This window comes from Winogradskyella schleiferi, assembly GCF_013394655.1.
Lineage (GTDB): Bacteria > Bacteroidota > Bacteroidia > Flavobacteriales > Flavobacteriaceae > Winogradskyella > Winogradskyella schleiferi.
The window spans coordinates 3,594,468-3,619,401 of the sequence record NZ_CP053351.1 but is presented as its reverse complement, the minus strand read 5'-3'; the positions used below and the strand labels follow the sequence as shown (position 1 = coordinate 3,619,401).

Below are 24,934 nucleotides of genomic sequence, written 5' to 3'. Positions count from 1 at the left end.
TCAATATTTAAAACACTCATTTGTAAACTGTTAACGCAATTAAAATAATGAATTATGACAGTATAATACGATTAATCATACTGATAGGTATAGTTCAGGGTTTTGTGTTCAATGCTTTCGTCTTTCTTAATAGAAAGAAGATTAATATTTCCATAAAATACTTAAACATCGTAGTACTGTGCCTTTCGTTAAATAATTTAAGAGAGTTTGTATATGACGGAAATTACTTGTCTGGCGTAATTCTTTATATCTACTTGGCTGTTCCTTGGCATTTTTTAATAGTGCCTTTTTTTTATATCTTTTTGATCTATTATCTTAAAATTAAAGACGAATATCCAAACTATTTAAAATTCACATTGCTGATTTTTAGTGCTGAAATCCTTATTAGAACAGGCTTAATGCTGTTTAGTAAGGATTTTGAAGTGCGTTTTAGTGAATATATTATCGTTGAAGAAATTTGCAATGCTATTTACGCGGTCTTTATATTCTATCATATTATAAAGTTGGTGTTCTTTGATAAAAACGCGTCATCTAAAATTACACCATTTGATGATATTAAATGGATAAAAGCCATATTGAAGGCAGGCGCAGGCATTATGGTGTTATGGATAATTACGGTTATAATTTATTATTTTACTCGGGAAGCATGGCTCTATGATCCCTTAAAAATTATCTATTCTATATTAATTTATTGGTTAGGCTATCAAGGTTTGATTCATTCGAAAACAACAAATGAAAGAATAGACATTAGACAACAAATTGAAAACCGAGAACCCAATACCATTTTAGAAATTTCTAGTGAAAAACAAAATGCTAAACTCAAAGAAAAGCATAGAGCTGATTTTGAAACTATTAAAACTTATGTGATTGATAACAAACGGTTTTTAGATCCATTTTTTAGTATGGATCTACTTTCTGAAGAATTGAATATTAGCAATAGTCATCTATCCAAAGTAATCAACACTTATAGCACCTATAACTTTTCGGATTTTATTAATTCGCTTCGGGTTCAACAAGCCAAAAAACTATTGCTGAGTGATAGGTTTAAACAATATACCATTGTGGCTATTGGTTTAGAATGCGGGTTTAATTCTAAATCCACATTCTATTCTGCTTTTAAAAAGTTTACTTCAGAAACGCCAACGTCGTATCGTAGTAGATTATAGATGATTAATAAACGATGTTTTTATGTCCTATTTCTGGTTCTAAAGAGAATTTCGGATACCAATTCTAGTCAAAATACTAATTTAGACTCAAGCTATGTCTTGTATCAAATGTGTTATAAACGAGGATTTTATATGATTAAATAATGCGCTTTTTTTAAAACACATAACTTACAATTGCATCATATTTAATTAATCTTAATTCAGTTAGATATTTTACTGTATTGACCATGTTAGAAAACAACAAGTATTCATGAAAACTTTTGCATTGAAAATTATTGTAGCTTTATTTATTTCGGTAATATCTTATGGACAAGAGCGGAGTAAGTCTAATAACAAAGTGGCTTTATATAAAGTATGGGTTAACACAGATACTGAAAAAGTAAAAGGTTTTTTTTATGCGGTGGATGAGACAGGTATAACACTTAGCAAAACAAAAAAAATTGATTTGGAAACCCTTCTATTTGTTCCTGCAGAGAAAATTAATATCATAAAAATAAGAAAACGAGGATCAGTGGCTAAAGCTTCTTTAGTTGGCGGATTGGCTGGTGCTGCTTTGGGCTACGTGATAGGTTTATCTGGAGGAGATGATGATACAGGTTGGTTTAGTTTAACTAAGGAAGAGAAAGCTACTGCAGGCGGTATTGTGGCGTGTATTCCCAGTGGAATAATTGGCGCACTTATAGGATCCAGTAGAAAGAAAATAACTATAGATTATAAAATGGATAACTATAAGAAGCAATTAGGATTGATGGAAAAATATTCTATTGTTTACCAACTGGGTAAGGAATAGTCAATTAACTTAAAACTTAAAATGAAAAAATTACCAAAAATTTTGATGGTATTCTAAATTATAATTCTTAAGTTTTTAATCGCTGATTATTAAATAATTATGACAAAATTAGTTTTATTATTTACTGTTTTAACTATGGCTTGTTCATCCAATAAAAATGATGAATATCCAAGTCCAGATCAATACAACGGAGAAGATCTGTATTCTCAATCTTCAAATTCTGAAAGGTTATTAATTGGTAAGTGGTATTTTGGATATCGTTATGATACAATGCTTGATGCATCTGTTGAAATTAGTTACGACTCTGGAACGGGTTGGCCAACTGGAGATAGAACTGATACCATACAATTTTATTCAAATAAGTTAATTGGATATAGTTGGGACTGTCCCTATGAAAATCCGAACAAACCTTTGGTTAAACTCATGAAGTCAGAATCAGCTAATTACTTTCCATGGTGTTTTCCAAGTGGTGTTAATGGTTGGCTCATAGAAAACGATTTACTTACTTTTTATAGAGGATACGATACCAATGATTTTATCGTATACCCAATTAGTGAGATGAACAATGACTCCATCGTTTTTTTGTACAATGATTATCCTGAAGATAGTATTAATGGAATAGATAAGGCATATGCTGTTTTCTTTAAAAAGCAAGATTAAATTCCGTTTTTAAACATTCTTATTTTATGGTTGTATTCTTTTAATATTATGGTGTGGTTCAATGTCTGGTTTAACATCACAGGTCATGTTTTCAAAAAATATTTTAGAATCAATAGTTCCATGATCTATAAGTACTATTGAAATTTTAGTAATAAGTATCAGTTTGGTGTAAATCGTTATATCTTTAATTTTGCATTCCTTTTATACTCAAAACTTTAATAGCTCCGAAAAAAACGAAACTTTGGATAAGTTGATTTAAAAAAAGGAATACAAGGCACGTTCATCTTTAATAAACTCCCACCGCTAACCATAAATCTGTAGTGTCAAAAAGTGTTCTATTTAAAGTTCGAAAAGCCCTTTGGGTATGACATGAAAACCAGTCGGTAAAACTGCATCCTCAACATCCTTTATTTCAACTAGTGTACTGGTTTGAACCGTCAATTCCTTTGGGAATAAATCTGCATTAATAACAACTTCTTTTACACCTTTAATGGCTAAAATGTTCTTTTTAATACGTTCTAAATCTTTAGGTTCGGTGGCATCGGTGCCAAATACTTTTCCGTGATTTCCCGGAATTACATTTTCTGATAATAAACTCATAATTTTTAGTTTTTTGTGTTATATAATCAATCGAACACCACCCAATTCTTCAACTCTGTATGGGAAATGGTCTCCTGGAGATCCTATGAACATAAAATTCACTGGAATATCCCATTGTTTTGATAATTTGTGAATGAACTCCGGACCAAAATCATCTTCCAATTAAATGAATTCAATTTTTATTTTCGGATATTCTCCAAAACCCGCTTAAATAAGTTTCAACTTTTTTTTTTGCCGATTCACAACATTTCAAATGTTGTCTGAACAAAGTCAGAGATAGAAAAGTTAATAATAAAATCTTAATATCCTTCATATTTCAGAGTTTCTTCGTATTGTAAACATCGTTTAAAATAATAAGATTTATTACTCATATCCCGTAAATATATTAGGATATAGTGAGTGTTTTCTCTTTTTCCTATAAAGATAATTTTTTAATTGCATTATCCAAAGGGCTATTTATTTGCTCTAAATCTTTCGGTAATAAATATGTGTGGCGTAACTAATTGGTAATTCACTACGCTTTTACAATCATTATTAAAATACACCTATAGATTCATGTCTGTATTATCCACTTTATAGATTATAATAAAGAAAACAAAAAAGCCCAACATCACGGTTGGGCTTTTCAAATATATTAAGATTAGAATGAAATTAATCTTCCTTCTTATTCTCTCTAGGCTTACGATCATCACGTCTGTTGTCACGTCCACGATTATCTCTTCCTCTGTTGTTATCACGTCCACCACGACTATTATTGTCTCTTGGCGGTCTTTCCTTGAAACCTTCTGGTTTTGGTAAAATCGCTTTACGTGATACTTTTTCCTTACGTGTTCTAGAATCAATACCGAAATATTTTACATCAAACACATCGCCCATGTTTACCACATCAGATACATTTTCTGTACGCTCCCACGCTAATTCAGATACGTGCAATAACACTTCGTTTCCTGGTGCATCCATATACTCAACAACAGCACCAAAATCTAACATTTTGATCACTTTTACTTCGTAAATGCTGCCCACTTCAGGCTTAAATAAAATAGCATCGATTTTTGCCATTACAGCATTAATGCCTTTTTTACCAACACCTAAAATTTCAACAATACCTTCTTCAGTTACTGGATCTTCGTTAATTACGATAGTAGTCTCAGTTTCTTTTTGCATTTCCTGAATCACTTTTCCACCAGGTCCAATTAATGCTCCGATAAATTCATTTGGAATTCGTCTCGTTACCATTGTTGGTGCATGTTCTTTTACTTCAGCATTTGGCTTAGCAATAGTGTCCGTTATCTTCTCTAAGATATGTAAACGACCATCACGAGCTTGTTTTAAAGCATTGACAAGGATTTCATAAGTCAAGCCTTTTACTTTAATATCCATTTGGCAAGCGGTAATACCATCTGCAGTTCCAGTCACTTTAAAGTCCATATCTCCTAAGTGATCTTCATCACCTAAAATATCAGACAATACGGCATATTTTCCAGAATCTCCATCAGAAATTAATCCCATGGCAATACCTGAAACTGGTTTTGTCATTTGCACACCAGCATCCATCAATGCCATTGTTCCAGAACAAACTGTTGCCATTGAAGACGAACCGTTAGATTCCAATACTTCAGAAACTACACGTACTGTATAAGGACAATCCTCAGGAATCATGCCTTTTAAGGCGCGTTGTGCTAAGTTACCATGACCAACTTCTCTACGAGAGGTGCCACGGATTGGTCTTGCTTCACCTGTACAAAAAGGAGGGAAGTTGTAGTGCAAATAGAAACGCTCCTCACCTTCGTAAGATGGCATGTCTACCTGATTGGCATCTCTAGAAGTTCCTAAAGTTACTGTTGCTAAAGCTTGAGTTTCTCCACGAGTAAAGATTGAAGACCCATGTACAGACGGTAAATAATCTATCTCACACCATATCGGTCTGATCTCGTCTGTTTTTCTTCCGTCTAAACGTTGTCCTTCATTTAAGGTCAGGTCTCTAATAGCCGCTTTTTCGGCAGCTCGATAATATTTAGAAACCAATCCACCAAAGTCTTCTAATTCTTCTTCAGAAAACGTAGCTTTGATTTCTTCTTTAATTTCAGAAAATGCTGTACTTCTTTCGTGTTTCGACGATCCAGCTTTTGCAATGGCATATACTTTATCGTAAGCCATATCATGGATTTTCTTAGCCAAATCCTCGTCTGATCGTTCTTCAGGATATTCACGAGTTTCTTTCTTTCCGAAAGCTTCAGCCAATCTCAATTGAGCAGCACATTGTACTTTAATTGCTTCATGGGCAAACTTAATGGCTTCTGTCATTTCTTCTTCGGAAATCTCGTCCATTTCACCTTCAACCATCATTACGGAATCCGCAGAAGCTCCGATCATCATATCGATATCAGATTCTTCTAGTTGAGATCGTGTAGGGTTGATGATAAATTCGCCATTTACACGGCCTACTCTTGCTTCAGAAATCGCACATTCAAATGGAAAATCTGATAATTGGATAGCAGCAGAAGCAGCTAATCCTGCCATAGCATCTGGCATAACGTCATCGTCATGAGACATTAATTGAATCATCACTTGTGTTTCCGAGTGATAATCTTTTGGGAATAATGGACGTAAAACACGATCCACTAAACGCATCGTTAATACTTCGCCGTCACTTGGTCTTGCTTCTCTCTTGAAGAAACCACCAGGATAACGCCCAGCCGCAGCAAATTTTTCTCTGTAATCTACCGTTAACGGAAGAAAATCAAGGTCTTTTTGTTCGTAATTGGAAACTACTGTACATAATAACATGCATTTTCCAGACTGCACCACAACGCTACCATGCGCTTGTTTTGCTAATTTTCCGGTTTCGATAGAAATTTCTCTACCGTCTCCTAGGTCAATGACCTCTCTAAAAACTTTTGGAATCATAAATTTTTTAATTCTTGAATTTTACCGGGACCTCGACTACGCTCAGCCACCAGAATTCTGTTAAACAATGGTCTCCGCCTAACTAGACGGACAGGGTTGTGTTGTTGTGTGTAGTTGTTGTGTGACCTCTTAAGTCGTGACCAATGAAAAACCGCTAGTCCTGTCCCGATTACTATCAGGATGTTTCAGGTACTCATGCTTAATTTCAATTTTGGTTTTTATACTCGTCCAAAATCGAGTTGTTATATATCAAAAAACCACGCTGTTAGGCGTGGTCTATTTATTGAGATTATTTTCTTAATCCTAATTCTTTCACTATCGCACGATATCTTAAGATATCTTTCTTAGTTAAATAGTCTAGTAATGATCTACGTTTACCAACTAGTTTTACTAACGAACGCTCTGTATTATAATCTTTACGATTATTCTTTAAGTGCTCAGTTAAGTGATTGATTCTTGCTGTAAATAATGCAATCTGTCCTTCTGCAGATCCAGTGTCCTTTGCATCTTTACCGTGTTTTTTGAAAAGTTTTTCCTTTTCTTTTTGATCTAAATACATGCTAATATTATTGTAAATGATTTTTATGTACACGAAAGCCTTTCTTTCGAGCGGCAAATATAGTGTTTTTTTGTGATTTGGGTTTTTTTTCGTAACTTTTTGATGTTAAATACAATAGTAACCATAATTTAACGGAGTTTACCCTTACTAAATAATAGCTTTCAGTAGATTAATCCTTGTAATTCTAATTCAATGAAAGTGTCAAATCATCTGCGAAACTTCTCTAACGCTTACGACGTTTTAGAGCGCACATTTAATAATACTTACAATGGCATTGCTATTGTAAATTTAGATGGAAATTGGTTAAAAGTCAACGAGAGTGTTTGCGAAATTTTTGGATATACAAGATGGGAACTCTTTAATATGGACATTAATAATATTGTCTATGCCGAAGATCTTGGTGTTCACGAGGAAAAATTTGAAAAACTTATCAATGGAGCTATTGACAAATATCGTGTAAAACAGCGTTATTTTCATAAAGATGGTACCATAATTTGGATGTTGATTTCAGTGTCCTTAGTTTATTTCAAGGAAGGTAGGGCTCATATGATTTGGCAATTTAATGATGTGACCAATCGACAAAAAAGTCAGGATAAACTAAAACTGATGCTTAGTGTCGCCAAGGAACAAAATGAGCGGTTGACGTCTTTTGCCAATATTGTAACTCATAATTTAAGGTCGCATTCCGGTAATTTATCATCATTAACGGGTTTTTTAGAAGAGGATTACTCTAACTTAAACGAGAATGAGAATTTTCAATTATTGAAAACGGCTATTGAAAATTTACAAGAAACGGTATCTCATTTAACAGAAGTGGCAAGAATTAAGGAAATCGAAGATTCTAAAATGGATTCCCTTAATCTTTATGACTTTGCAGAAAAGGCGACCTATAATATCATTGCATTAGCGCAGAACGCAGAAGCCCTAATATATAATGAAATTGATGAAGATGTTTGTGTAAAAGGCATTCCAGCATATCTCGATAGTATCATTCTTAATTTTCTTACCAATGCCATAAAATATAAATCTGAAAAAAGAAAGCCCATTATTGAGTTGAGATCTATTATTCAGGATGATTTTGTGGTGCTCACTATTAAAGATAATGGACTTGGTATAGATTTGGATAAATTTGGAGATACACTTTTTCAAATGTATAAAACCTTCCATAATAACGACGATGCCATAGGGATAGGACTTTTTATAACAAAAAATCACATTGAATCGTTAGGCGGAAAAATAGAGGTAAAAAGTGAAGTTGATGTTGGAACTGAATTCTCTATCTGTTTTAAAAAAGCTTAAAAGTTGTACGATTATATTCATTTGAGTTAATAGTATTTATAGACCTTAATTATTTTTGAATGTTAATTACTTGATTACTTTCCATGCCAAAACATATAGAACGTTATAAAAATAAACTTTTTCAAAATATATTCAATTATGCCAATGGTGGTATAGCAATTGTCAGTCCTAAAGGCAAATGGATTAAGGCAAATCAAAGTGTCTTGGACTTGTTGGGTTATACAAAAGAGGAATTTTACCAAATGAGTTTTCAAGATATAACACATCGTGATGATTTGGAGTTGGATTTAAACTTTATGCAACAACTCATAGATGGGAAAATAAATAATTATCAAATTGAAAAACGTTATTTTCATAAAAAAGGCTATGTGGTTTGGGCCTTGCTATCGGTTTCTTTAGTGAGAGACGATAATGATAAACCTATCTATTTCATTTCTCAGATAACGGATATTTCTGCTCAGAAATCGGCGACATGGCACATGGAGTTTTTAATGAATGTTATTAAAGGCCAAAATGAAAAACTAAAGGATTTTGCACATATTGCCACCCACGATATCAGGACACATGTAGGAAATTTGAGTTCTATTACCGAATTTTTGGAAGAAGAATTAGAGGACGTCTTAATTAAGAATGACAATTACAAAATGTTAAAGGACTCTTTATCTAATCTCAATGAAACCATTAACCATCTTAATTTAATTAGGCTAGATAAACCAAAGAAATTTAATGCACTAAATCCGTTATCACTTTACCAATACGTCGAAAATTCTATATATAACGTCAGTGCCTTGGTAAAAAAAGAAAATGGTACAATCATCAATAACGTAGATAAAAAATTGAAAATTTTAGGTATTGAAGCATACTTGGATAGCATTATTCTAAATTTTCTAACCAATGCTATAAAATATAAGTCAGAAAAACGATTACCAGTGATTGAGCTTACGAGTACATTAAAAGATGAATATTTGGTTCTCAATATAAAAGACAATGGTTTGGGCATTGATTTAAACACTCATAGTGATCAATTGTTTACATTAAATGGTACGTTTCACAAGCATCATGATTCTAGGGGAGTAGGATTGTATATTACCAAAAACCATATTGAAAGTATTGGAGGTAAAGTAGAAGTGGAAAGTGAAGTGGGTAAAGGAACATGTTTTTCGATTTACTTTTTAAGTGCCAAAACTCATATTCATCCTGTTTTAAGCTAAAAAAATATACCAATTCTAGTTCGGAATTTTCAAAAGAGCTATAGACGATATAACAAATACTGGGTTTCATTTCATAAAAGTCACGTTAATTTAGAAATTGATGATGCTCAAACGCTAGGCCTCATTTTAGAGGCTTATGCTGAGGAAGCAACTATAATCTTTTCACCTTGTTACAGAATACAGACTTCATTAAAAAAACGAATTTTTTTTAAGTGATTAAACCTTTTGTTAAACTATTGGTCTTAACAATATATTAACAATGAACTCGTTAAATGTTAATAGCATAAGATAAGTTCAAAAAAAAAGTTATCATGAAAACATTACATCACGAAGTCAAAAGAATTATGAGTAACGATCTGGGAAAAAACTTTAATTTATTTAAAAGAGCAGTGTTAAGCCTAGCGGTTTTAGGTTTAATATGTACTTCTTGTAGCAATAACAATGACACCACAGAACCTGAAAGTCAGCTGGAAGCTACCTTAGAGTTGCAGCGGTCAGCAGAAATTGACCAAATAGATAGCGTCTTGGGCGATCTCGTTATTGAGGCTTATGAAGAACAAGAATCTGGTATTTCCGATCGAAATCCTCAAGATGGAACTATTCCCGCATGTGTCACTATCACGATTGTTGCTCAGCAAGGTTATCGTCAAGTCACTTTAGATTTTGGTACGGAAGGTTGCATGGTACGTGGGCATTTGATACGTGGACAAATTGTGTTTGACTATACAAGAAATCCAGAAGCACAACAAATTATGATTAACTATAATTTACTGGACTTTTACTTTGACGCCAAAAACGTCATTGCAAGTCGTTCTATTTTAAGAGAGCGATCCAACGACAATGGCAACCCTCAGTTTACACATAGCCTAGATATAACTGTAGTTTGGCCAAATGGAGCTGAAGCTTCAAGAGAAGGTGCAAAAATTAGAGAATGGGTTGAAGGTTTTGGTACTGGTGATTTTAGTGATAATATTTTTGAAATCACAGGAAATTGGACAGCAATTTTTATTAATGGTAATTCTCATACCTACACCGTGTTAACGCCTTTGAGTAGACCGGCTAATTGTGCGTATTTCGTGAGTGGGACTTTTGATGTACAGCGAACCAATTTTGGTGGCATATTGGATTATGGAGATGGAGCTTGTGATGACCAAGCCACATTTACTTTTAACAATGGGACAGAAATTCCTTTTACTTTAAATTAGAAGATTTTTTTTGGTTGATTAGAATAAAAAAGCGAGCCATCATTTACTGAGAAGTAGGCTCGCTTTATGTTTTTACGCAGTACGTATAGGCTTATTCTTTATCAAATCGAGATATAGATTCACTTTCATTTTTAAATCCCTTCGATGGGTTATAAAATCCAGGAACCCATGTTCCAATAAGAATTCGGAAGTCTGGAATCCTTCAGGTAATTCTTTTCCAGTTGTATCGCGTACAATTCTTGGACCAGCAAAACCGATTAATGCACCAGGTTCAGCAATATTGATATCACCTAACATTGCAAAAGAGGCGGTTGTGCCTCCAGTTGTAGGATCTGTACACAATGAAATATAAGGAATACCAGCATCTGCCAATTGTGCTAATTTTACAGAGGTTTTAGCTAATTGCATTAAAGATAATGCAGCTTCCATCATTCTAGCACCTCCAGATTTACTAATAATCATTAATGGTATTTTCTTTTTCAAGGAATAGTCTGCCGCTCTAGCGATTTTTTCGCCAACAACACTTCCCATGGAACCACCAATAAAACTAAAGTCCATGCAAGCAACCACTAAATCTTCTCCATTAGATTTACCAACAGCAGTACGCACGGCATCTTTAAGGTTGGTCTTTTCTTGTGCCGCCTTTAAGCGGTCCGGATATTTTTTAGTATCTTCAAATTTTAGTGGATCCTTTGAGGTTAAATTAGCATCCAGCTCTTTATATTTATTATCATCAAACAGAATTTGAAAATATTCATTACTGCCAATTCTCACGTGATAACCATCTTCAGGACTTACATAAAAATTCTGTTCAAGTTCTTTAGTATCTATTATTTTTCCTGTTGGAGATTTGTACCAAAGTCCTTTGGGAGTATCTTTCTTTTCTTCCGTAGACGTATGTATACCTTTTTCTTTTCTTTTAAACCAAGCCATATCGATTTAATGTTTAGGGTTTACGATTTTTAGATCTTAAAAAATCGTTGTCGTTAGTTTTAGTTAGTTGTAGTTTGCAAATGTATAAGGTACAAACTTACTGTTTTATTAAATATAACTCAAAAATTGAGAAAAGTATCTTAAAATTTGAATTTTGTAGACGAACAGATTTTGACTTTTTTGGGTTTAACCGATCCCGTATAACTATCGGGTGAGATGAAATATGTCCAGATTAGACACTTTTTGAAAGACATTGCATCGCTACGGATAAGAGAAGTAACGAAGTATGGGCGGATTTCTTCCATTTTTAGGAGATAGAAATAGTCAAGATGAGTTCATTAAATAAAAACCCATTAAAACACTGATATCAAGTTCTAATGGGTTTTTAAAAGTGATTTGTAAAATCTTATAACGTATCTACATTATTTAAATCTTGAAATGCTTTTTTAAGTCTATCTACAAAAGCATCTTCTCCTTTACGTAACCAAACACGTGGATCATAGTATTTTTTGTTAGGCACATCATTTCCGTCTGGATTGCCAATTTGAGTTTGTAAATAGTCTTTATTATCTTGAACATAATCTCTAACACCACTTAAAAAAGCCCATTGCATATCTGTATCAATGTTCATTTTAATAACGCCGTAACTAATACCTTCTCTTATTTCTTCAACGGTAGAACCAGATCCACCATGGAAAACGAAATCAATATGATTATGCTCAACACCATATTTTTTAGAGATATGGTCTTGAGAATTTTTTAAGATTTTCGGTGTTAATTTTACATTTCCAGGTTTGTAAACACCATGTACATTTCCAAAAGCAGCCGCAATTGTAAACTGATCACTTACTTTACTTAACTCTTCATAAGCATAAGCCACTTCTTCAGGTTGGGTGTATAGTTTAGAATCGTCAACATCTGTATTGTCCACACCATCTTCTTCGCCACCTGTAATACCTAATTCAATCTCTAAAGTCATACCCATTTTGCTCATACGCTCAAGATATTTTTTACAGATTTCAATGTTTTCCTCTATCGGTTCCTCCGATAAATCAATCATGTGGGAACTGTAAAGTGATTTTCCGGTTTCCTTATAGTGCTGTTCACTAGCATCTAAAAGACCATCAATCCATGGTAATAATTTCTTAGCGCAATGATCGGTATGTAAAATTACAGGTACACCATAAGCTTCAGCTAATTGATGCACATGTTTTGCGCCTGCGATAGCACCTTGTATAGCAGCTTTCTGACCCTCATTACTCAAGCCTTTACCTGCATTAAATTGTGCACCACCATTAGAAAATTGAATAATAACAGGAGCATTTAAATCTCTTGCAGTTTCTAAAACACCATTTATAGTGTTAGAACCAATAACGTTTACAGCTGGTAAGGCAAAGCCTTTTGCTTTAGCATAATTGAAGATATTCTGAACTTCTTTACCTGTAGCAACTCCAGGTTTAATATTGTGACTCATAATTTTTTGGTTTTTGGATTGAAAATTTTAGATATCAAAAATACGGATAATTTGAGTATTTATAACTTCTAAACTGTTATAAAATCCCGAAAACGTTATCGGTTTGGTGTGTTTATACACTTTTGAGTTCTAAAAATTAATTTGTCGCTATTCTGGAACAATGTTGTACGATATAAGTCAATTGACCGCTGCGCTGTTAGAATCAAGAACAAAGGCAAATTCTAAGTATCTGAGAAACAGAATTAAAATCATTTTACCATTTTTATAATTCATATATTTTAAAATCGTAAGGTTCACAAAGATTTACGCAAAGGGCGAATGCATTAAAACTTTAAAATTAATCACCTTGCAATCCTTACGATTTTTCCTTGGGTTCCTAGCGGTTAAATTTTTATTATGACAATCAGTAAGTTATCTCGAGAAGTACATATTGACTAGTTACACATTTCAATACATTATAAAAAATTTTATCAGCTCGTGATTTAGTCAAGTCTTGATTCTAATATCTATAAGCGCAGCGGTTTCAAGTCTTTCATATTTAAAAAGGATAGTTAATTCCAATATTATAAACCGCATTACTAAAATTATAGTCCCTAAACCAACGGTTGCTCTCAACCTGTGAAGGGTCATAAGTTTTGAACCCAACATCGAAACGTAGTACAAAAAAATCAAAGTCGTATCGCAAGCCAAAACCAGAGCCTAATGCAATATCTTTTAACGAGTCAAAACTGGTTAATGTTGCAGCATCCTCTTCAACATTGTCCAAAACATTCCATATATTTCCAGCATCTGCAAAAATAGCACCTTGAAATGCTCCAAATAAGCTGAAGCGTTGTTCTGCACTTAGATGCAGTTTAAAGTTTGCCTCATTAAATTCATTAGTAGTTTTAGAACTTCCTGGACCTAAATTATAAGCCGTCCAAGCTCTATTGTCATTGGGTCCACCAGCAAAGAAACTTTCAGCAAAAGGAATACTGTTGGAGTTTCCATACGGAATAGCAACACCAACATAACTGCGGAAAGCAAATACATTCTTTCTCCCCAAATCAACATACTTTACGTAATCTACTTCGGCTTTGACATATTGCGAAAACGCCACTCCGAAGACTTCGTAATTACCAGCATCATTTTTAGTTAATCCTACAATATTGGAAATGTTAGAAAGTAGATTACCAGCTAATTCTAATCGCCATTTAAAAACAGAGAAATCATTATCAAAAATATTGTTTCGCTTATCTATTTTATAATCGAAACTTGTAGAGAAAATAAGGTTGTTTTCAGTAAGTCGTTCTTTTCGCTCATCTATATTATTTACAGTTAAGTAATCGTCGTCATTAGACGATAAACTGGTATTTCCTACCAAAACATCATCAATAAAAATATCTGCAGGCTGATACCGATTTGACCCTAATTCGTCATCCTGTAAAATAGCATCGCTGGCTATGTAATTGATGTCTCGGGCAATTGAATTTAACCTATTAAAGGAGTTTTGATACACACCGAAGTAATTGCTGGTATTTAAGTTTTTAACAAAGTTGACATTAAACAGTTCTAGGGTGTTGGTCACGGTTTTTGAAGGAAACCAATTATAACTAAATATGCCTGAAAGTGATTGTTTATCTAGCCCAATATTTTGTTGGCTCGTAGCAGAAAGACTTATGGCTGTGCTTGGCGACATGTATTTAGGAATAATCTTATCGGTGTTAAATGGGCTGAATAACCTTGGAATGGTTAAACGAATATTGCCACCAAATTCATTAATATCGAAAAAAGCAGATTCAGGATCATTTCGGGTCTTTGAAGCGCCAATGGCTGCGATTCCAGATATTTCCAACGTTTCTGCGCCTCTGAAAATATTTCTTATCTTTAATCCTGCACTAAATGAAAACCCTATCGTTTGAATATTACTAGTGTTGATTTCTGGATCAAAACTTAAACCGTATTGCTTTTTGGGCTCTAAATATATATTTGCGGTAAGTGTAGTATCCTCCTCATTTTCAATAAAATCAACATTTGGATATCTAAACATCTGTAGATCGTTAAGATATCGGGAAGTCCTACTTTGAGCTAAAGCACTAAAAGTGTCGCCTTTATTTATAAAAACAGCATCTGTCAACGCTTTCGGCCTGAATCTTAATTTTTCCTTACTGTAAAGGTTAAAATCCTTATAGGTTGTGGTATCTGTTATTGGTTTGTTACGATTTTCATAATTGTCGTCTGTAAATATATTGACCTCCTTTATCTTATAAATCTTAAAAGGCCTGGTAGTTGTAGAATCATCGCCTCGTATCGTTCTATTGGCTATAATGATATCAGTGTGTACTTTATGATTGGTGTTGATAGTGTCCATTTCAAAACGGATGTAATCTTGCCCAAAATGATAAAAGCCAGCATTTCGTAAATAACTGTTGATGCGTTCGCGTTCCGTTTCGTAATTCTGTTCGTCGTACTGTTCTCCTTTTTTCAGTAAAGAGTTTTTACTGAATTTATCATAAAGTATATCAATCGCAGGACTACTGATATAAGGCGTAATGGAATCTAAAATGTAAGGTTTGCGTTTTTTGACTTTGTAAGTGACCTGAGCCAATTTATTACTGTCCTTGTCAACCTCGTAAGTAATTTCATTATTAAACCATCCCTTACTATAATAGTATTTTCTAAGATTACTAGCGGTTTTGATAGTTTTGTCCTCATTGTAAATTACGGGAGCTTCACCTGTACGCTTTAACCATGAATTAAAATTGCGTCGCGATTCCATCAATTTATCAAATTGCTTTTTGGAAAGTAGAGCCGTTCTTCGTTTTACTTTAGAAGAGTCACTCAATACATTGGCGTATAAAATGGAATCAATGTTGGGTCTGGCCAGGTTGTAAATATGAAGTTTTAATGGAAATCCTAAAAACCTGCGCATACCAGAGTTGGTGCGCTGCGCAATAATATTATTAATACGCTCATTGGTCACTTTATCTCCATCTTCGAGAATGGTGTTATTGGTAATAAGATGCTCATCGCTTTTTACACGTTTTACGACATTACAAGAACTTAGCATGAATACGCATACCAAAACCAGTGCATTCCGATACATCGATTTGTTGAAGGGATATACTATTGAAGTTAAGTGTTGTAGATTCAAAAAGAGGTGTCTTATTTAATTTATTACCTGAAACAAAAATAATACCATTTCTGCTACAGAAATAGAATAGTCAATTTAATTTTAAAACACTTTTAAACCAAAATAGGTTTACTTTGTATATTATACCAAATTAAAAAAGTTTAAACGAGTTCTATGAGTTCAATTTTATCAAAGAATCAAATCAAGTTAGTTAAAAGCTTAAGTCAAAAAAAAGGCAGACAACAAAATGCTTTGTTTATAGTTGAAGGCATCAAAGGAATTTCTGAGTTTTTGAAATCGGATTACAGGTTGAAAAATCTCTATACTACTGATTTGATTTTTGAGGCACCAACCCATTTAATTACTAAGATTTCAGAAACTGAATTAAAGAAAATATCAGCTCTTAAAAATCCGAATATAGGTTTAGCTATTTTTGAAATTCCAGAAGAAAAATCAGCCCAACAAAGCGGGTTAACCGTAGTTTTAGATAACGTAAGGGATCCTGGTAATTTAGGAACTATTATTAGACTTTGCGATTGGTTTGGTATTAAAAATTTGGTTTGTAGCCAAAATACGGTTGATTGCTACAATACAAAAGTAGTGCAAGCGACAATGGGTTCTTTAACACGAGTTAATGTTCAGTATTTGGATTTAATAGACTATTTAGAATCTAGTAAGACCGAAGTTTTTGGGACTTTCTTAACTGGCGAAAACATTTACACCACGAATTTACCACCCAATGGAATTATTGTTCTAGGAAATGAAGCTAATGGGATATCTGAAGCCGTTGAAGCTCACGTGACCAGAAAAGTTACCATTCCACAATTTGGGGAAATTAAAGACACCGAAAGTTTAAATGTTGCCAATGCAACGGCAATACTATTAAGTGAATTTCGAAGGCGTACTATTGAAATGTGAAATTGATAAAAACACCTCTGGTTTGCATTTTTGAGACATTTCCTGTCCAAGGACTATTTGGGTCGGCATCTCTAATAAGTTCATCATTCATAGCAAAAATACCGCGTATGGATGGCGTAAATTTGAAATAGAGTAAATACAAATCTATACCAAAACCTATTTCATAGAAGTACGTGTTTTTGGTCATTCTAAACTCACCAGAACTATTGTCATTTGGGTTATCTTGATTACTTGAAAGGTTTAGGGCAGCCGAAACGCCTCCTACAATAAATGGTTTAAAATTATTAATCCGTTTAGTGGATACTTTTAATAATAAAGGCACATGGACATAAGTGGATTTTACTTCTCTTAGCAAATCAGAATTATTAAATTCCATACCTTCAAAATAACTTTCGTCATAACGCAAATTTCTTGTGGTAAAGAAAACGCCTGGTTCAAGTCTTAAATTGAGATAATCATTGATTCGCATATCACCAATAAGCCCTAAATGGAATCCAAAGGATTTATCAACTAGAATATCTTTCAAGTCTTCGTTATAATCAAAATTAAAGTCATACTGGTTAAACCCAATAAAATAACCCCAAGTCAAAAACTTCTTGTCGATGTTGTCAATGGAATTAGTTACCTTTTCTTTGGTAAAAAGTTGAGCAGAAACGTTTTGGAACGTTAATAAAAATGCAATAACATAAATTGTTTTCCTCATACTACGATTTGGATGCTGAGTAAATAGTGGCCACTCCCATAGTTTGTGGCATGTCTTTCACATTAATAAACCCAATTTTTCTCAAAATATTGTTCAAAGCTTCACCATAAGGAAAAACTGAAGCAGATTCACTTAGATAATCATAGGCGACTTTATCCTTGGAAAATAGTTTTCCGATCACAGGCATCACTAATTTTGTATGTACATTATAACCCGCTTTGTATATCGGATTTGTAGGTACTGAAGTTTCCAAAATCACAAAAATACCATTCGGTTTTAGTACTCTTAATATTTCAGCTAGTCCTTTTTCTAAATGTTCAAAATTACGAACACCAAAAGCAACGGTTATAGCATCGAAAGTGTCATCTTCAAAAGGTAAATTTTCTGAATCTCCAATAACCATGGATATGACATTATCTAAGTTTTTGGATTTAATTTTTTTTCGTCCAACTTCCAACATGCCATCACTTATGTCTAAGCCAATAATTTCTTTTGCGGTCGTAGAAGTTAGGCTAATAGCTAAATCTCCCGTTCCAGTAGCGATATCCAAAATATTTTCAGGATTAGTTTGGGCCACTAATTTTACAACCTTGTTTCTCCATTTTACATCGATACCAAACGAAATAACACGGTTGAGACCATCATATTCTTTAGAAATGGTGTCGAACATTTTAGTGACTTGAACCTTTTTGGATTGGTCGCTGTCCTTATATGGATTTACTTTTTCAGCCATAAAATTTTTGTCAAATATACTAAGAAGTTATAAGTACTTAAAGTTACAAGTATTTAAAGTTTTGTTTGTTTAGAAGATTATTTAACGATTTTAAGTACTTTGGATTGTTGCCAACTCATAAGTTTTAAAACATTAAATACTTCCGGCCCTTATTAACTTCTAACTTATCCATATATTTGCATGTTCATTTGAAGAGAATACAATGAAAATAATTATCGCAGGTGCAGGTGAAGTAGGATTTCATTTGGCGAAACTCTTATCTTACGAGTCACAAGAAATCACATTAATAGATACTAAAAAAGATAGTTTAGCATATGCAGGAGAGCATCTGGATATCAGAACTATAAAAGGTGATGCAACGTCAATTGCTATTCTAAGAGATGCACGTATCGAAACTGCAGCGCTTTTTATTGCGGTAACGTCTTCGGAAACTACAAATATTACAGCTTGCGTATTAGCAAAGCAATTAGGTGCAAAACGAACCATTGCGCGTATTTCCAATACTGAATTTATTGAAAACAAAGAGACTGTTGGGTTTTCGAAATTTGGAATTGATGAATTGATTTCGCCAGAATCCTTAGCCGCTTCAGAAATAGAGCTATTACTGAATCAATATGGATTTAATGATACTTATGAGTTTGAAGATGGCGCTTTGACCATGTTGGGTTTACGTTTGTCACGCACGGCAACTTTTGTTGATAAAACAGTTAAACAAGCGGCCGAAATATATCCTGAATTGCACTTTATTCCAATCGCCATTCAGAGATTGGGTACGCAGTATACTATAATACCACGAGGAGATACGATTTTTAAAGAAGGTGATAAAGTCGTTTTTATGACTTCAAAAGGTGGCGATGATGAATTGTTTGAGTTATCTGGAAAAGTTAAAGTCCATATTAAGGATATCATGATTCTTGGTGGAAGTCAAATCGGTTTTAAAACGGCAAAAGACCTATGTACGAGTAAATTTAATGTTAAGTTGGTGGAAAGTAAGCGGAGTGTTGCAGAAGATTTAGCGGAAGATTTGCCAAATGCTTTAGTAATTTGTGGTGATGGTAGAAATGTTGAAATATTAGAAGAAGAAAACATTACGGACATGGATGCTTTTATTGCCGTGACTGGTAATTCTGAAACCAACATTATGTCTTGTCTGTTGGCAAAATCTAAGGGTGTAAAGAAAACAATTGCCTTAGTGGAGAATATGGATTATTATCAATTGTCACAATCCATAGGTATCGATACCTTAATCAATAAAAAATTATTGGCTGCCAATAATATCTTTAGATATATTAGAAAAGGCGAGGTCGTAGCAATGACCAAGTTAACCAATATGAACGCTGAACTTTTAGAGTTTGTGGTAAAACCTAATTCCAAAATCACCAATAAGAAGATTAAGGATTTAAAATTTCCACGTTCCGCTATTTTTGGAGGTATTATTAGAGATGGAGAAGGGTTGATTCCATTAGGTGACTTTAAAATTGATGCAGGTGATCGTGTGGTGGTTTGTTGTTTGCCACGTTCCATTTCTGAAGTTGAAGCATTTTTCTCTTAATTGTAAGTAGATCGTATGTCTCGTATAAAACTCAATTATAAAATTATCTTTCATTTTTTTGGACTGCTATTATTGTTTAATGGTGGCTTTATGCTTATTGCCACTTTAATCAGTCTTATTTATAAAGATGGTGTAACTATTGAGTTGTTTTTGGCGGGATTGGCGACACTTTTATTAGGTGCCATAGCAATGTACAGAACAAAAGACCATCGCAAAGAAATGAACAAACGCGAAGGTTATATTGTTGTTGCTTTCGGTTGGATAGTGATGTCGTTATCGGGCACTTTGCCTTATGTTGCTACAGAAGCCATTCCATCATTCACAGATGCTTTTTTTGAAACCATGTCAGGTTATACCACAACAGGCGCGAGTATCTTAAATGATATTGAAATCATCCCGGAAGGTGTATTATTTTGGAGAAGTACCACCCATTGGATTGGTGGTATGGGAATCATTGTACTGGCTATAGCCATTTTGCCATTATTGGGTGTTGGAGGCATGCAATTATTTGCGGCCGAAGCACCAGGACCTGGAGGCGATAAATTACATCCAAGAATCACAGATACAGCAAAACGTTTATGGTTAATTTATGTTGGTTATACAGTTGCTGAAACCATTTTGTTGCAAATTGCTGGTATGTCTTTTTTCGATGCGATTAACCATGCATTGAGTACCTTGTCCACTGGTGGTTTTTCAACAAAAAATGCGAGTGTCGCCTATTGGAACGATAATCCTGCGATACAGTATATTATCATATTTTTTATGTTTTTGGCTGGTACTAACTTTGTGTTGAGTTATTACCTTTTTAAAGGAAAGGTCGGCAAGGTTTTACAAGATGAAGAATTTAAGCTTTATTTTAAATTCATAGCTGTTTTTACAATAATTGCTGCAGTTTTAATCTATTTCAGGGCAGATTTATCCTTGTCGTCTATTGATCATCCTATGGTGTTAGGTCAAGGAGAAAGTGCTATAAGACATGGGCTTTTTCAGGTGTTAAGTGTGATTACAACAACAGGTTTTGTAACCGCTGATTATACCTTGTGGACACCATTTTTAACCGTTTTCTTTTTTGGATTGATGTTTTTAGGTGGTTCTGCAGGAAGTACATCTGGTGGTGTAAAAGTAATGCGACAATTAATTTTAATTAAAAATAGCTTTATAGAATTTAAACGTGCGTTGCATCCTAATGCGATTTTACCTGTTCGTTATAACGGAAAGTCGGTATCTAAGGATATTGTATTTAACGTATTAGGATTCTTCATCCTGTATATGTTATCTTTTATAATTGGTGCGTTGGTATTTTCTATGTTTCAGATGGATTTTACATCTGCAATCGGGCTTTCGGCCTCGAGTTTAGGAAACGTGGGACCTGCCTTGGGTGATTTCGGTCCTGTAAATAATTACGCAGCATTACCACCCTTGGGAAAATGGTGGGCTTCCTTTTTAATGCTTATTGGTCGATTGGAATTGTTTACAGTTCTGATATTATTGACGCCTTTCTTTTGGCGAAACCGATAAATTTTCAACTTTTTTTCAAGATTTTCAAATTATAGCTAGCCTATATTAATACTGATATTCTGAATATAAAACCCTTAAAGTTAACGCTATAGTTGCAACACGGCTTGTAACATTTTTAATTGTTGTGCGTCTTATTAGTATAACCAATTAAATTATCAATCATGGAATTAGTATTAAACACATCGTTAGAATCTTTACCAGAACCCATCGAGGTATCTCATTTTACAACAGACGGGTTATTGAATTCAAATTACAAATCTGTTGTAAGAAAAAATTTCAGCCAACCATCTTCAGCATCTGTATTTGGAATTAGACAACGACTTAAGGCGTCTCAATTAAATATGGTAAACCATACAGCTGTAATCTTGAAATTATCTGTATTCGCCATTGCTTTAATTGCTTTGTTCTAAAAACGAGTAGCATCATATTCTGAACGTTTAACTGACACATAAATTTGTGCCTTTTATAGCTACGGTAGTATTTTTTAAATATACGTACGCTATACGCATTACACCATTTCAACCTTTTAAAACTTAGAAACTATGTCTGCAGGAGCAATGATTACTAGCGTTAGAAATAATTTGAATTTGCTTTCTAAACGCGATAGAATGAAAAACAGATTAGGTGGTTTTAATTCTGATAAAAAAACAGAATATGATTTACCTAAAGCTACTACTAAACAACTCAAAGTCATTGCTAAACGGATAAAGGAAGAACGAAAGGTTCGACTATTAAAAGTTATAGGGTTGACTTTAATTCTATGTATTGGTCTTGTATATCTGTTTTTGTATTCGGCAGATGGAATTACCGAATTATTAACCTATTAATTTTTAGATAAAGAAAATTGTGAATTATGCCACTAGGAGAATCAATGATTTCTGTTGTAAATAGTAACAAGCGCATAATGCTTGATAAATCAAAAAGATTTAGAAAGTCACTAGGAGGTTATGGGAAAAGCAGAAAGCCTGAATACGATTTTCCTAAAGCTGCACCAGAGCAATTAATAGAAATTAGACGCAAATTGAAAAAAGAAAATCAAATGCATTGGGTAAAAGTCATCGGATTAACTGCTATCATAATTGCCGTCTTGGTTTGGATGCTATTTTACAAATAAAAAAGACCTGTCAGGTTTTGACTTCGACTGCGCACAGCCAACAAAACAAAACTAACAGGTCTTCAATAATTATTTACTTAACTGATTTAGTTAATTTAACTCAAAGCAGTTTTTATGCGTTTTATTGCTTCTTTTATATCATCTTGCGATGCTGCATATGAAATTCTTATACAATCAGGATTTCCAAAGGCTTCTCCGGTAACTGTAGCAACTAAAGCCTCTTCTAATAAGAATAAAGAAAAGTCTGATGCATTATTGATTGTTTTTCCTTTGATGGTTTTTCCAAAATATGCTGAGACATTTGGAAATACATAAAATGCACCTTCTGGCTCATTAGTTTTGAAACCGTCAATTTCGCCTAATAAATTAAGGATGAGCTTGCGTCGTTCCTTAAACTGATCTACCATATATTTTATACTGGAAGGATCTGCTTCTAAAGCGGTAATTACGGCACGTTGCGCAATACAATTTGCGCCACTTGTAATCTGTCCCTGCATTTTGTTACATGCCCTAGCGATCCAATCTGGTGCGCCTATGTAACCGATTCTCCAGCCTGTCATAGCAAACGCTTTAGACACGCCGTTTACGGTAATGGTTCTATCATACATATCTTCAAATTCAGCCATGCTAAAATGACCGCCTTTAAAATTGATATGCTCATAAATTTCATCTGAAACCACATAAATATTAGGATGCTTTTTTAAGACATCCGCTAAGGCTCTCAATTCTTCCTTGCTGTAAACAGAACCACTTGGGTTACAAGGCGAGCTGTACCAAATCATTTTGGTTTTAGGCGTAATGGCAGCTTCCAATTGCGCTGCTGTCATTTTAAAATCGGTATCGATTGAGGTTTGAACCTCCACAGGAACACCAGCGCTCAATTTTACAATGTCACTATAACTTACCCAATATGGACAAGGTAAAATAACTTCGTCTTCTGGGTTAAGCATCACAGCGGCAATATTTGCCAAAGATTGTTTTGCACCTGTTGAAACCACAATCTGTGGTAGTGTATAATTGAGGTGATTATCACGTTTGAATTTTGTAATAATCGCTTGTTTCAATTCCACATAACCATCAACAGGAGAATAACTATTGTAGTTTTGGTTAATGGCTTCGATAGCGGCATCTTTAATGAAGTCTGGTGTGTTAAAGTCGGGTTCGCCCAAACTTAATCCAATAATATCTTTGCCTTCTGCTCTTAATTCTCTGGCTTTTGCTGCCATGGCGAGCGTAGCTGATGTGGCTAGGTTATTAATTCTATCCGAAAGTTGATTCATGTGGTTGTGTTATTTTTTCTGGGAATAATATTAGGCCATACTTGGCTTCATACCTAATTGTTTTAATTGCTGATAGTGTTCTGCTATAGCTGTCCAAATAGAATTGTATTCATTGTAAGGTAAACTAAATTCATGAGCCGTTTCTCTCACTATTTTAGCAATGTGTTTATAATGCACATGGCTTATATTCGAAAATAAATGATGTTCAACTTGCCTGTTCAAACCACCAGTATAAAACTCTACTATCCAGCTTTTAGGTGAAAAATTAGACGTTGTAAATAGTTGGTGAATGGCCCAAGTGTTTTTCATGGTGCCATTTTCATCAGGTAATGGCATCGTTGTATTTGGCATTACATGCGCCAATTGAAAAATAACACTTAATATCATTCCAGCTGTATAATGCATAATTAGAAAGCCGATTAAAACTTGCCACCACGCGTAACCTAAAGCTAAAGGTAAAACCACCCAAATGGAATAATATAATATCTTACCTATAATTAACTTGGTCCATTGTGTAGCTGGATTCGGGAAATCGCCATAAGACAATTTTCTTTTAAGATATTGGTAAGTTTGCTTAAAATCTGTTGTTATTGCCCAATTAACGGTCAACAATCCATATAATAAAAAGGCATAATATCTTTGGTATTTATGAATTTTAAGCCATTTGGAATGCTTAGAGAACCGAATAATCCGTCCAGCATCGATATCTTCATCATGACCTTGAATATTGGTGTACGTATGGTGTAATACATTGTGCTGTACTTTCCAGTTGTAATCATTACCAGCTAAGATGTGAATGCTACTTCCCATGAGTTTATTGACCCATTTTTTGCTGGAAAACGAACCATGATTGGCGTCGTGCATCACATTCATTCCTACGCCTGCCATTCCGATACCAATAACAACCATTGATAGAATTTGTATCCAGCCAGGTAAATTATCAACCGTCAACAACAAAACTAGTGGGCCGAGTAATAAGGTAAACATTATTACAGCCTTAATGTAAAGCTTCCAGTTACCTGTTTTTTTAATATTGTTTTCTTTGAAATAATTATTTACGCGTTTGTTTAGGGTTCTAAAGAACTTTGCAGAATCTATTCTAGAGAACTTTACAGTTTGTTGTGCCATTAGTCTAAGGTATTTATTGCTATAACGTAAGGGGTTTTAATTCATTATAACAAAGCAAAGATAGTTAATAAA

At 33.9% G+C, this 24,934-nt stretch carries 23 protein-coding genes; 12 read left to right on the top strand and 11 right to left on the bottom strand.

Features of this window, described 5'->3' with window-relative positions; genetic code table 11:
• Positions 1-47: 47 nt before the first annotated feature.
• The 3 genes from HM990_RS15760 (at position 48) to HM990_RS15750 (ending at position 2,616) form a co-directional block, all read left to right on the top strand.
• Positions 48-1,166: a helix-turn-helix domain-containing protein gene (locus HM990_RS15760; RefSeq protein ID WP_178990197.1), complete on the top strand. Its 1,119-nt coding sequence runs from the start codon at positions 48-50 to the stop codon at positions 1,164-1,166.
• A 250-nt stretch (positions 1,167-1,416) separates the two neighbouring features.
• Entirely contained in the window at positions 1,417-1,956 is a 540-nt protein-coding gene (locus HM990_RS15755; protein ID WP_178990195.1) for a hypothetical protein, read from the top strand.
• 99 nt (positions 1,957-2,055) lie between these two features.
• The gene (locus HM990_RS15750; protein WP_178990193.1) at positions 2,056-2,616 is read left to right on the top strand and encodes a hypothetical protein; all 561 of its coding nucleotides are present in this window, start codon (positions 2,056-2,058) and stop codon (positions 2,614-2,616) included.
• Positions 2,617-2,955: 339 nt separating this feature from the next.
• Here HM990_RS15750 and HM990_RS15745 read toward each other — a convergent pair whose 3' ends face one another.
• From HM990_RS15745 to rpsO, 4 genes are all read right to left on the bottom strand, one after another.
• Positions 2,956-3,216 carry a heavy-metal-associated domain-containing protein gene (locus HM990_RS15745; protein ID WP_178990191.1) on the bottom strand — a complete coding sequence of 87 codons (261 nt, stop codon included), beginning with the start codon at positions 3,214-3,216 and terminating at the stop codon, positions 2,956-2,958.
• An 18-nt stretch (positions 3,217-3,234) separates the two neighbouring features.
• The gene (locus HM990_RS15740) at positions 3,235-3,378 is read right to left on the bottom strand and encodes a hypothetical protein (protein WP_178990189.1); all 144 of its coding nucleotides are present in this window, start codon (positions 3,376-3,378) and stop codon (positions 3,235-3,237) included.
• Positions 3,379-3,867: 489 nt separating this feature from the next.
• Positions 3,868-6,123 (bottom strand): polyribonucleotide nucleotidyltransferase, encoded by a 2,256-nt coding sequence (locus tag HM990_RS15735; RefSeq protein WP_178990187.1) that lies wholly within the window; start codon positions 6,121-6,123, stop codon positions 3,868-3,870.
• Positions 6,124-6,412: 289 nt separating this feature from the next.
• Positions 6,413-6,682 carry a 30S ribosomal protein S15 gene (rpsO, locus tag HM990_RS15730; RefSeq protein WP_178992039.1) on the bottom strand — a complete coding sequence of 90 codons (270 nt, stop codon included), beginning with the start codon at positions 6,680-6,682 and terminating at the stop codon, positions 6,413-6,415.
• 192 nt (positions 6,683-6,874) lie between these two features.
• Between rpsO and HM990_RS15725 the strand changes: the two genes are divergently transcribed.
• From HM990_RS15725 to HM990_RS15715, 3 genes are all read left to right on the top strand, one after another.
• Complete coding sequence (locus HM990_RS15725) at positions 6,875-7,981, top strand: sensor histidine kinase (RefSeq protein ID WP_178990185.1); 1,107 nt, start codon at positions 6,875-6,877, stop codon at positions 7,979-7,981.
• A gap of 83 nt (positions 7,982-8,064) precedes the next feature.
• Positions 8,065-9,192, top strand: coding sequence for a sensor histidine kinase (locus tag HM990_RS15720; RefSeq protein ID WP_178990183.1), 1,128 nt, complete (start codon positions 8,065-8,067; stop codon positions 9,190-9,192).
• A 311-nt stretch (positions 9,193-9,503) separates the two neighbouring features.
• On the top strand, positions 9,504-10,397 hold the full coding sequence (locus tag HM990_RS15715) for a hypothetical protein (protein ID WP_178990181.1): 894 nt from the start codon (positions 9,504-9,506) through the stop codon (positions 10,395-10,397).
• Between the two features lie 72 nt (positions 10,398-10,469).
• Here the strand turns inward: HM990_RS15715 and accD are convergent, their stop codons facing one another.
• The 3 genes from accD to tamL form a co-directional block, all read right to left on the bottom strand.
• Complete coding sequence (gene accD / locus HM990_RS15710; RefSeq protein ID WP_178990179.1) at positions 10,470-11,330, bottom strand: acetyl-CoA carboxylase, carboxyltransferase subunit beta; 861 nt, start codon at positions 11,328-11,330, stop codon at positions 10,470-10,472.
• Between the two features lie 406 nt (positions 11,331-11,736).
• Complete coding sequence (gene fbaA, locus HM990_RS15705; RefSeq protein WP_178990177.1) at positions 11,737-12,804, bottom strand: class II fructose-bisphosphate aldolase; 1,068 nt, start codon at positions 12,802-12,804, stop codon at positions 11,737-11,739.
• Positions 12,805-13,342: 538 nt separating this feature from the next.
• Positions 13,343-15,937: a translocation and assembly module lipoprotein TamL gene (gene tamL / locus HM990_RS15700; protein WP_317166914.1), complete on the bottom strand. Its 2,595-nt coding sequence runs from the start codon at positions 15,935-15,937 to the stop codon at positions 13,343-13,345.
• 162 nt (positions 15,938-16,099) lie between these two features.
• Here tamL and HM990_RS15695 point away from each other — a divergent pair, with 162 nt between their 5' ends.
• The gene (locus tag HM990_RS15695; protein ID WP_178992035.1) at positions 16,100-16,834 is read left to right on the top strand and encodes a TrmH family RNA methyltransferase; all 735 of its coding nucleotides are present in this window, start codon (positions 16,100-16,102) and stop codon (positions 16,832-16,834) included.
• Here HM990_RS15695 and porT read toward each other — a convergent pair.
• Together porT and ubiE are read right to left on the bottom strand one after the other, a co-directional pair.
• Entirely contained in the window at positions 16,821-17,537 is a 717-nt protein-coding gene (porT, locus tag HM990_RS15690; RefSeq protein ID WP_178990175.1) for a type IX secretion/gliding motility protein PorT/SprT, read from the bottom strand. The genes HM990_RS15695 and porT overlap by 14 nt on opposite strands.
• A 1-nt stretch (position 17,538) precedes the next feature.
• The gene (gene ubiE, locus HM990_RS15685; RefSeq protein ID WP_178990173.1) at positions 17,539-18,270 is read right to left on the bottom strand and encodes a bifunctional demethylmenaquinone methyltransferase/2-methoxy-6-polyprenyl-1,4-benzoquinol methylase UbiE; all 732 of its coding nucleotides are present in this window, start codon (positions 18,268-18,270) and stop codon (positions 17,539-17,541) included.
• 202 nt (positions 18,271-18,472) lie between these two features.
• Here ubiE and trkA point away from each other — a divergent pair, with 202 nt between their 5' ends.
• The 5 genes from trkA (at position 18,473) to HM990_RS15660 (ending at position 22,454) form a co-directional block, all read left to right on the top strand.
• Positions 18,473-19,822: a Trk system potassium transporter TrkA gene (gene trkA / locus HM990_RS15680; protein WP_178990171.1), complete on the top strand. Its 1,350-nt coding sequence runs from the start codon at positions 18,473-18,475 to the stop codon at positions 19,820-19,822.
• Positions 19,823-19,837: 15 nt separating this feature from the next.
• Complete coding sequence (locus HM990_RS15675) at positions 19,838-21,340, top strand: TrkH family potassium uptake protein (RefSeq protein WP_178990169.1); 1,503 nt, start codon at positions 19,838-19,840, stop codon at positions 21,338-21,340.
• Positions 21,341-21,501: 161 nt separating this feature from the next.
• On the top strand, positions 21,502-21,750 hold the full coding sequence (locus tag HM990_RS15670) for a hypothetical protein (protein ID WP_178990167.1): 249 nt from the start codon (positions 21,502-21,504) through the stop codon (positions 21,748-21,750).
• A gap of 132 nt (positions 21,751-21,882) precedes the next feature.
• Entirely contained in the window at positions 21,883-22,167 is a 285-nt protein-coding gene (locus HM990_RS15665) for a hypothetical protein (RefSeq protein ID WP_229719285.1), read from the top strand.
• Positions 22,168-22,193: 26 nt separating this feature from the next.
• Positions 22,194-22,454 (top strand): hypothetical protein, encoded by a 261-nt coding sequence (locus HM990_RS15660; protein WP_178990163.1) that lies wholly within the window; start codon positions 22,194-22,196, stop codon positions 22,452-22,454.
• Between the two features lie 95 nt (positions 22,455-22,549).
• Here the strand turns inward: HM990_RS15660 and HM990_RS15655 are convergent, their stop codons facing one another.
• Positions 22,550-23,734, bottom strand: coding sequence for a pyridoxal phosphate-dependent aminotransferase (locus tag HM990_RS15655; protein ID WP_178990161.1), 1,185 nt, complete (start codon positions 23,732-23,734; stop codon positions 22,550-22,552).
• Positions 23,735-23,764: 30 nt separating this feature from the next.
• Positions 23,765-24,862, bottom strand: coding sequence for a fatty acid desaturase family protein (locus HM990_RS15650; protein WP_178990159.1), 1,098 nt, complete (start codon positions 24,860-24,862; stop codon positions 23,765-23,767).
• Positions 24,863-24,934 lie beyond the last annotated feature (72 nt).

Bases quoted from the DNA above. Each gene is read 5' to 3' on its own strand.
- HM990_RS15760 (WP_178990197.1), top strand. From the start codon at position 48: ATGAATTATGACAGTATAATACGATTAATCATACTGATAGGTATAGTT.
- HM990_RS15755 (WP_178990195.1), top strand. From the start codon at position 1,417: ATGAAAACTTTTGCATTGAAAATTATTGTAGCTTTATTTATTTCGGTA.
- HM990_RS15750 (WP_178990193.1), top strand. From the start codon at position 2,056: ATGACAAAATTAGTTTTATTATTTACTGTTTTAACTATGGCTTGTTCA.
- HM990_RS15745 (WP_178990191.1), bottom strand. From the start codon at position 3,216: ATGAGTTTATTATCAGAAAATGTAATTCCGGGAAATCACGGAAAAGTA.
- HM990_RS15735 (WP_178990187.1), bottom strand. From the start codon at position 6,123: ATGATTCCAAAAGTTTTTAGAGAGGTCATTGACCTAGGAGACGGTAGA.
- rpsO (WP_178992039.1), bottom strand. From the start codon at position 6,682: ATGTATTTAGATCAAAAAGAAAAGGAAAAACTTTTCAAAAAACACGGT.
- HM990_RS15725 (WP_178990185.1), top strand. From the start codon at position 6,875: ATGAAAGTGTCAAATCATCTGCGAAACTTCTCTAACGCTTACGACGTT.
- HM990_RS15720 (WP_178990183.1), top strand. From the start codon at position 8,065: ATGCCAAAACATATAGAACGTTATAAAAATAAACTTTTTCAAAATATA.
- HM990_RS15715 (WP_178990181.1), top strand. From the start codon at position 9,504: ATGAAAACATTACATCACGAAGTCAAAAGAATTATGAGTAACGATCTG.
- accD (WP_178990179.1), bottom strand. From the start codon at position 11,330: ATGGCTTGGTTTAAAAGAAAAGAAAAAGGTATACATACGTCTACGGAA.
- fbaA (WP_178990177.1), bottom strand. From the start codon at position 12,804: ATGAGTCACAATATTAAACCTGGAGTTGCTACAGGTAAAGAAGTTCAG.
- porT (WP_178990175.1), bottom strand. From the start codon at position 17,537: ATGAGGAAAACAATTTATGTTATTGCATTTTTATTAACGTTCCAAAAC.
- ubiE (WP_178990173.1), bottom strand. From the start codon at position 18,270: ATGGCTGAAAAAGTAAATCCATATAAGGACAGCGACCAATCCAAAAAG.
- trkA (WP_178990171.1), top strand. From the start codon at position 18,473: ATGAAAATAATTATCGCAGGTGCAGGTGAAGTAGGATTTCATTTGGCG.
- HM990_RS15675 (WP_178990169.1), top strand. From the start codon at position 19,838: ATGTCTCGTATAAAACTCAATTATAAAATTATCTTTCATTTTTTTGGA.
- HM990_RS15670 (WP_178990167.1), top strand. From the start codon at position 21,502: ATGGAATTAGTATTAAACACATCGTTAGAATCTTTACCAGAACCCATC.
- HM990_RS15665 (WP_229719285.1), top strand. From the start codon at position 21,883: ATGTCTGCAGGAGCAATGATTACTAGCGTTAGAAATAATTTGAATTTG.
- HM990_RS15660 (WP_178990163.1), top strand. From the start codon at position 22,194: ATGCCACTAGGAGAATCAATGATTTCTGTTGTAAATAGTAACAAGCGC.
- HM990_RS15655 (WP_178990161.1), bottom strand. From the start codon at position 23,734: ATGAATCAACTTTCGGATAGAATTAATAACCTAGCCACATCAGCTACG.
- HM990_RS15650 (WP_178990159.1), bottom strand. From the start codon at position 24,862: ATGGCACAACAAACTGTAAAGTTCTCTAGAATAGATTCTGCAAAGTTC.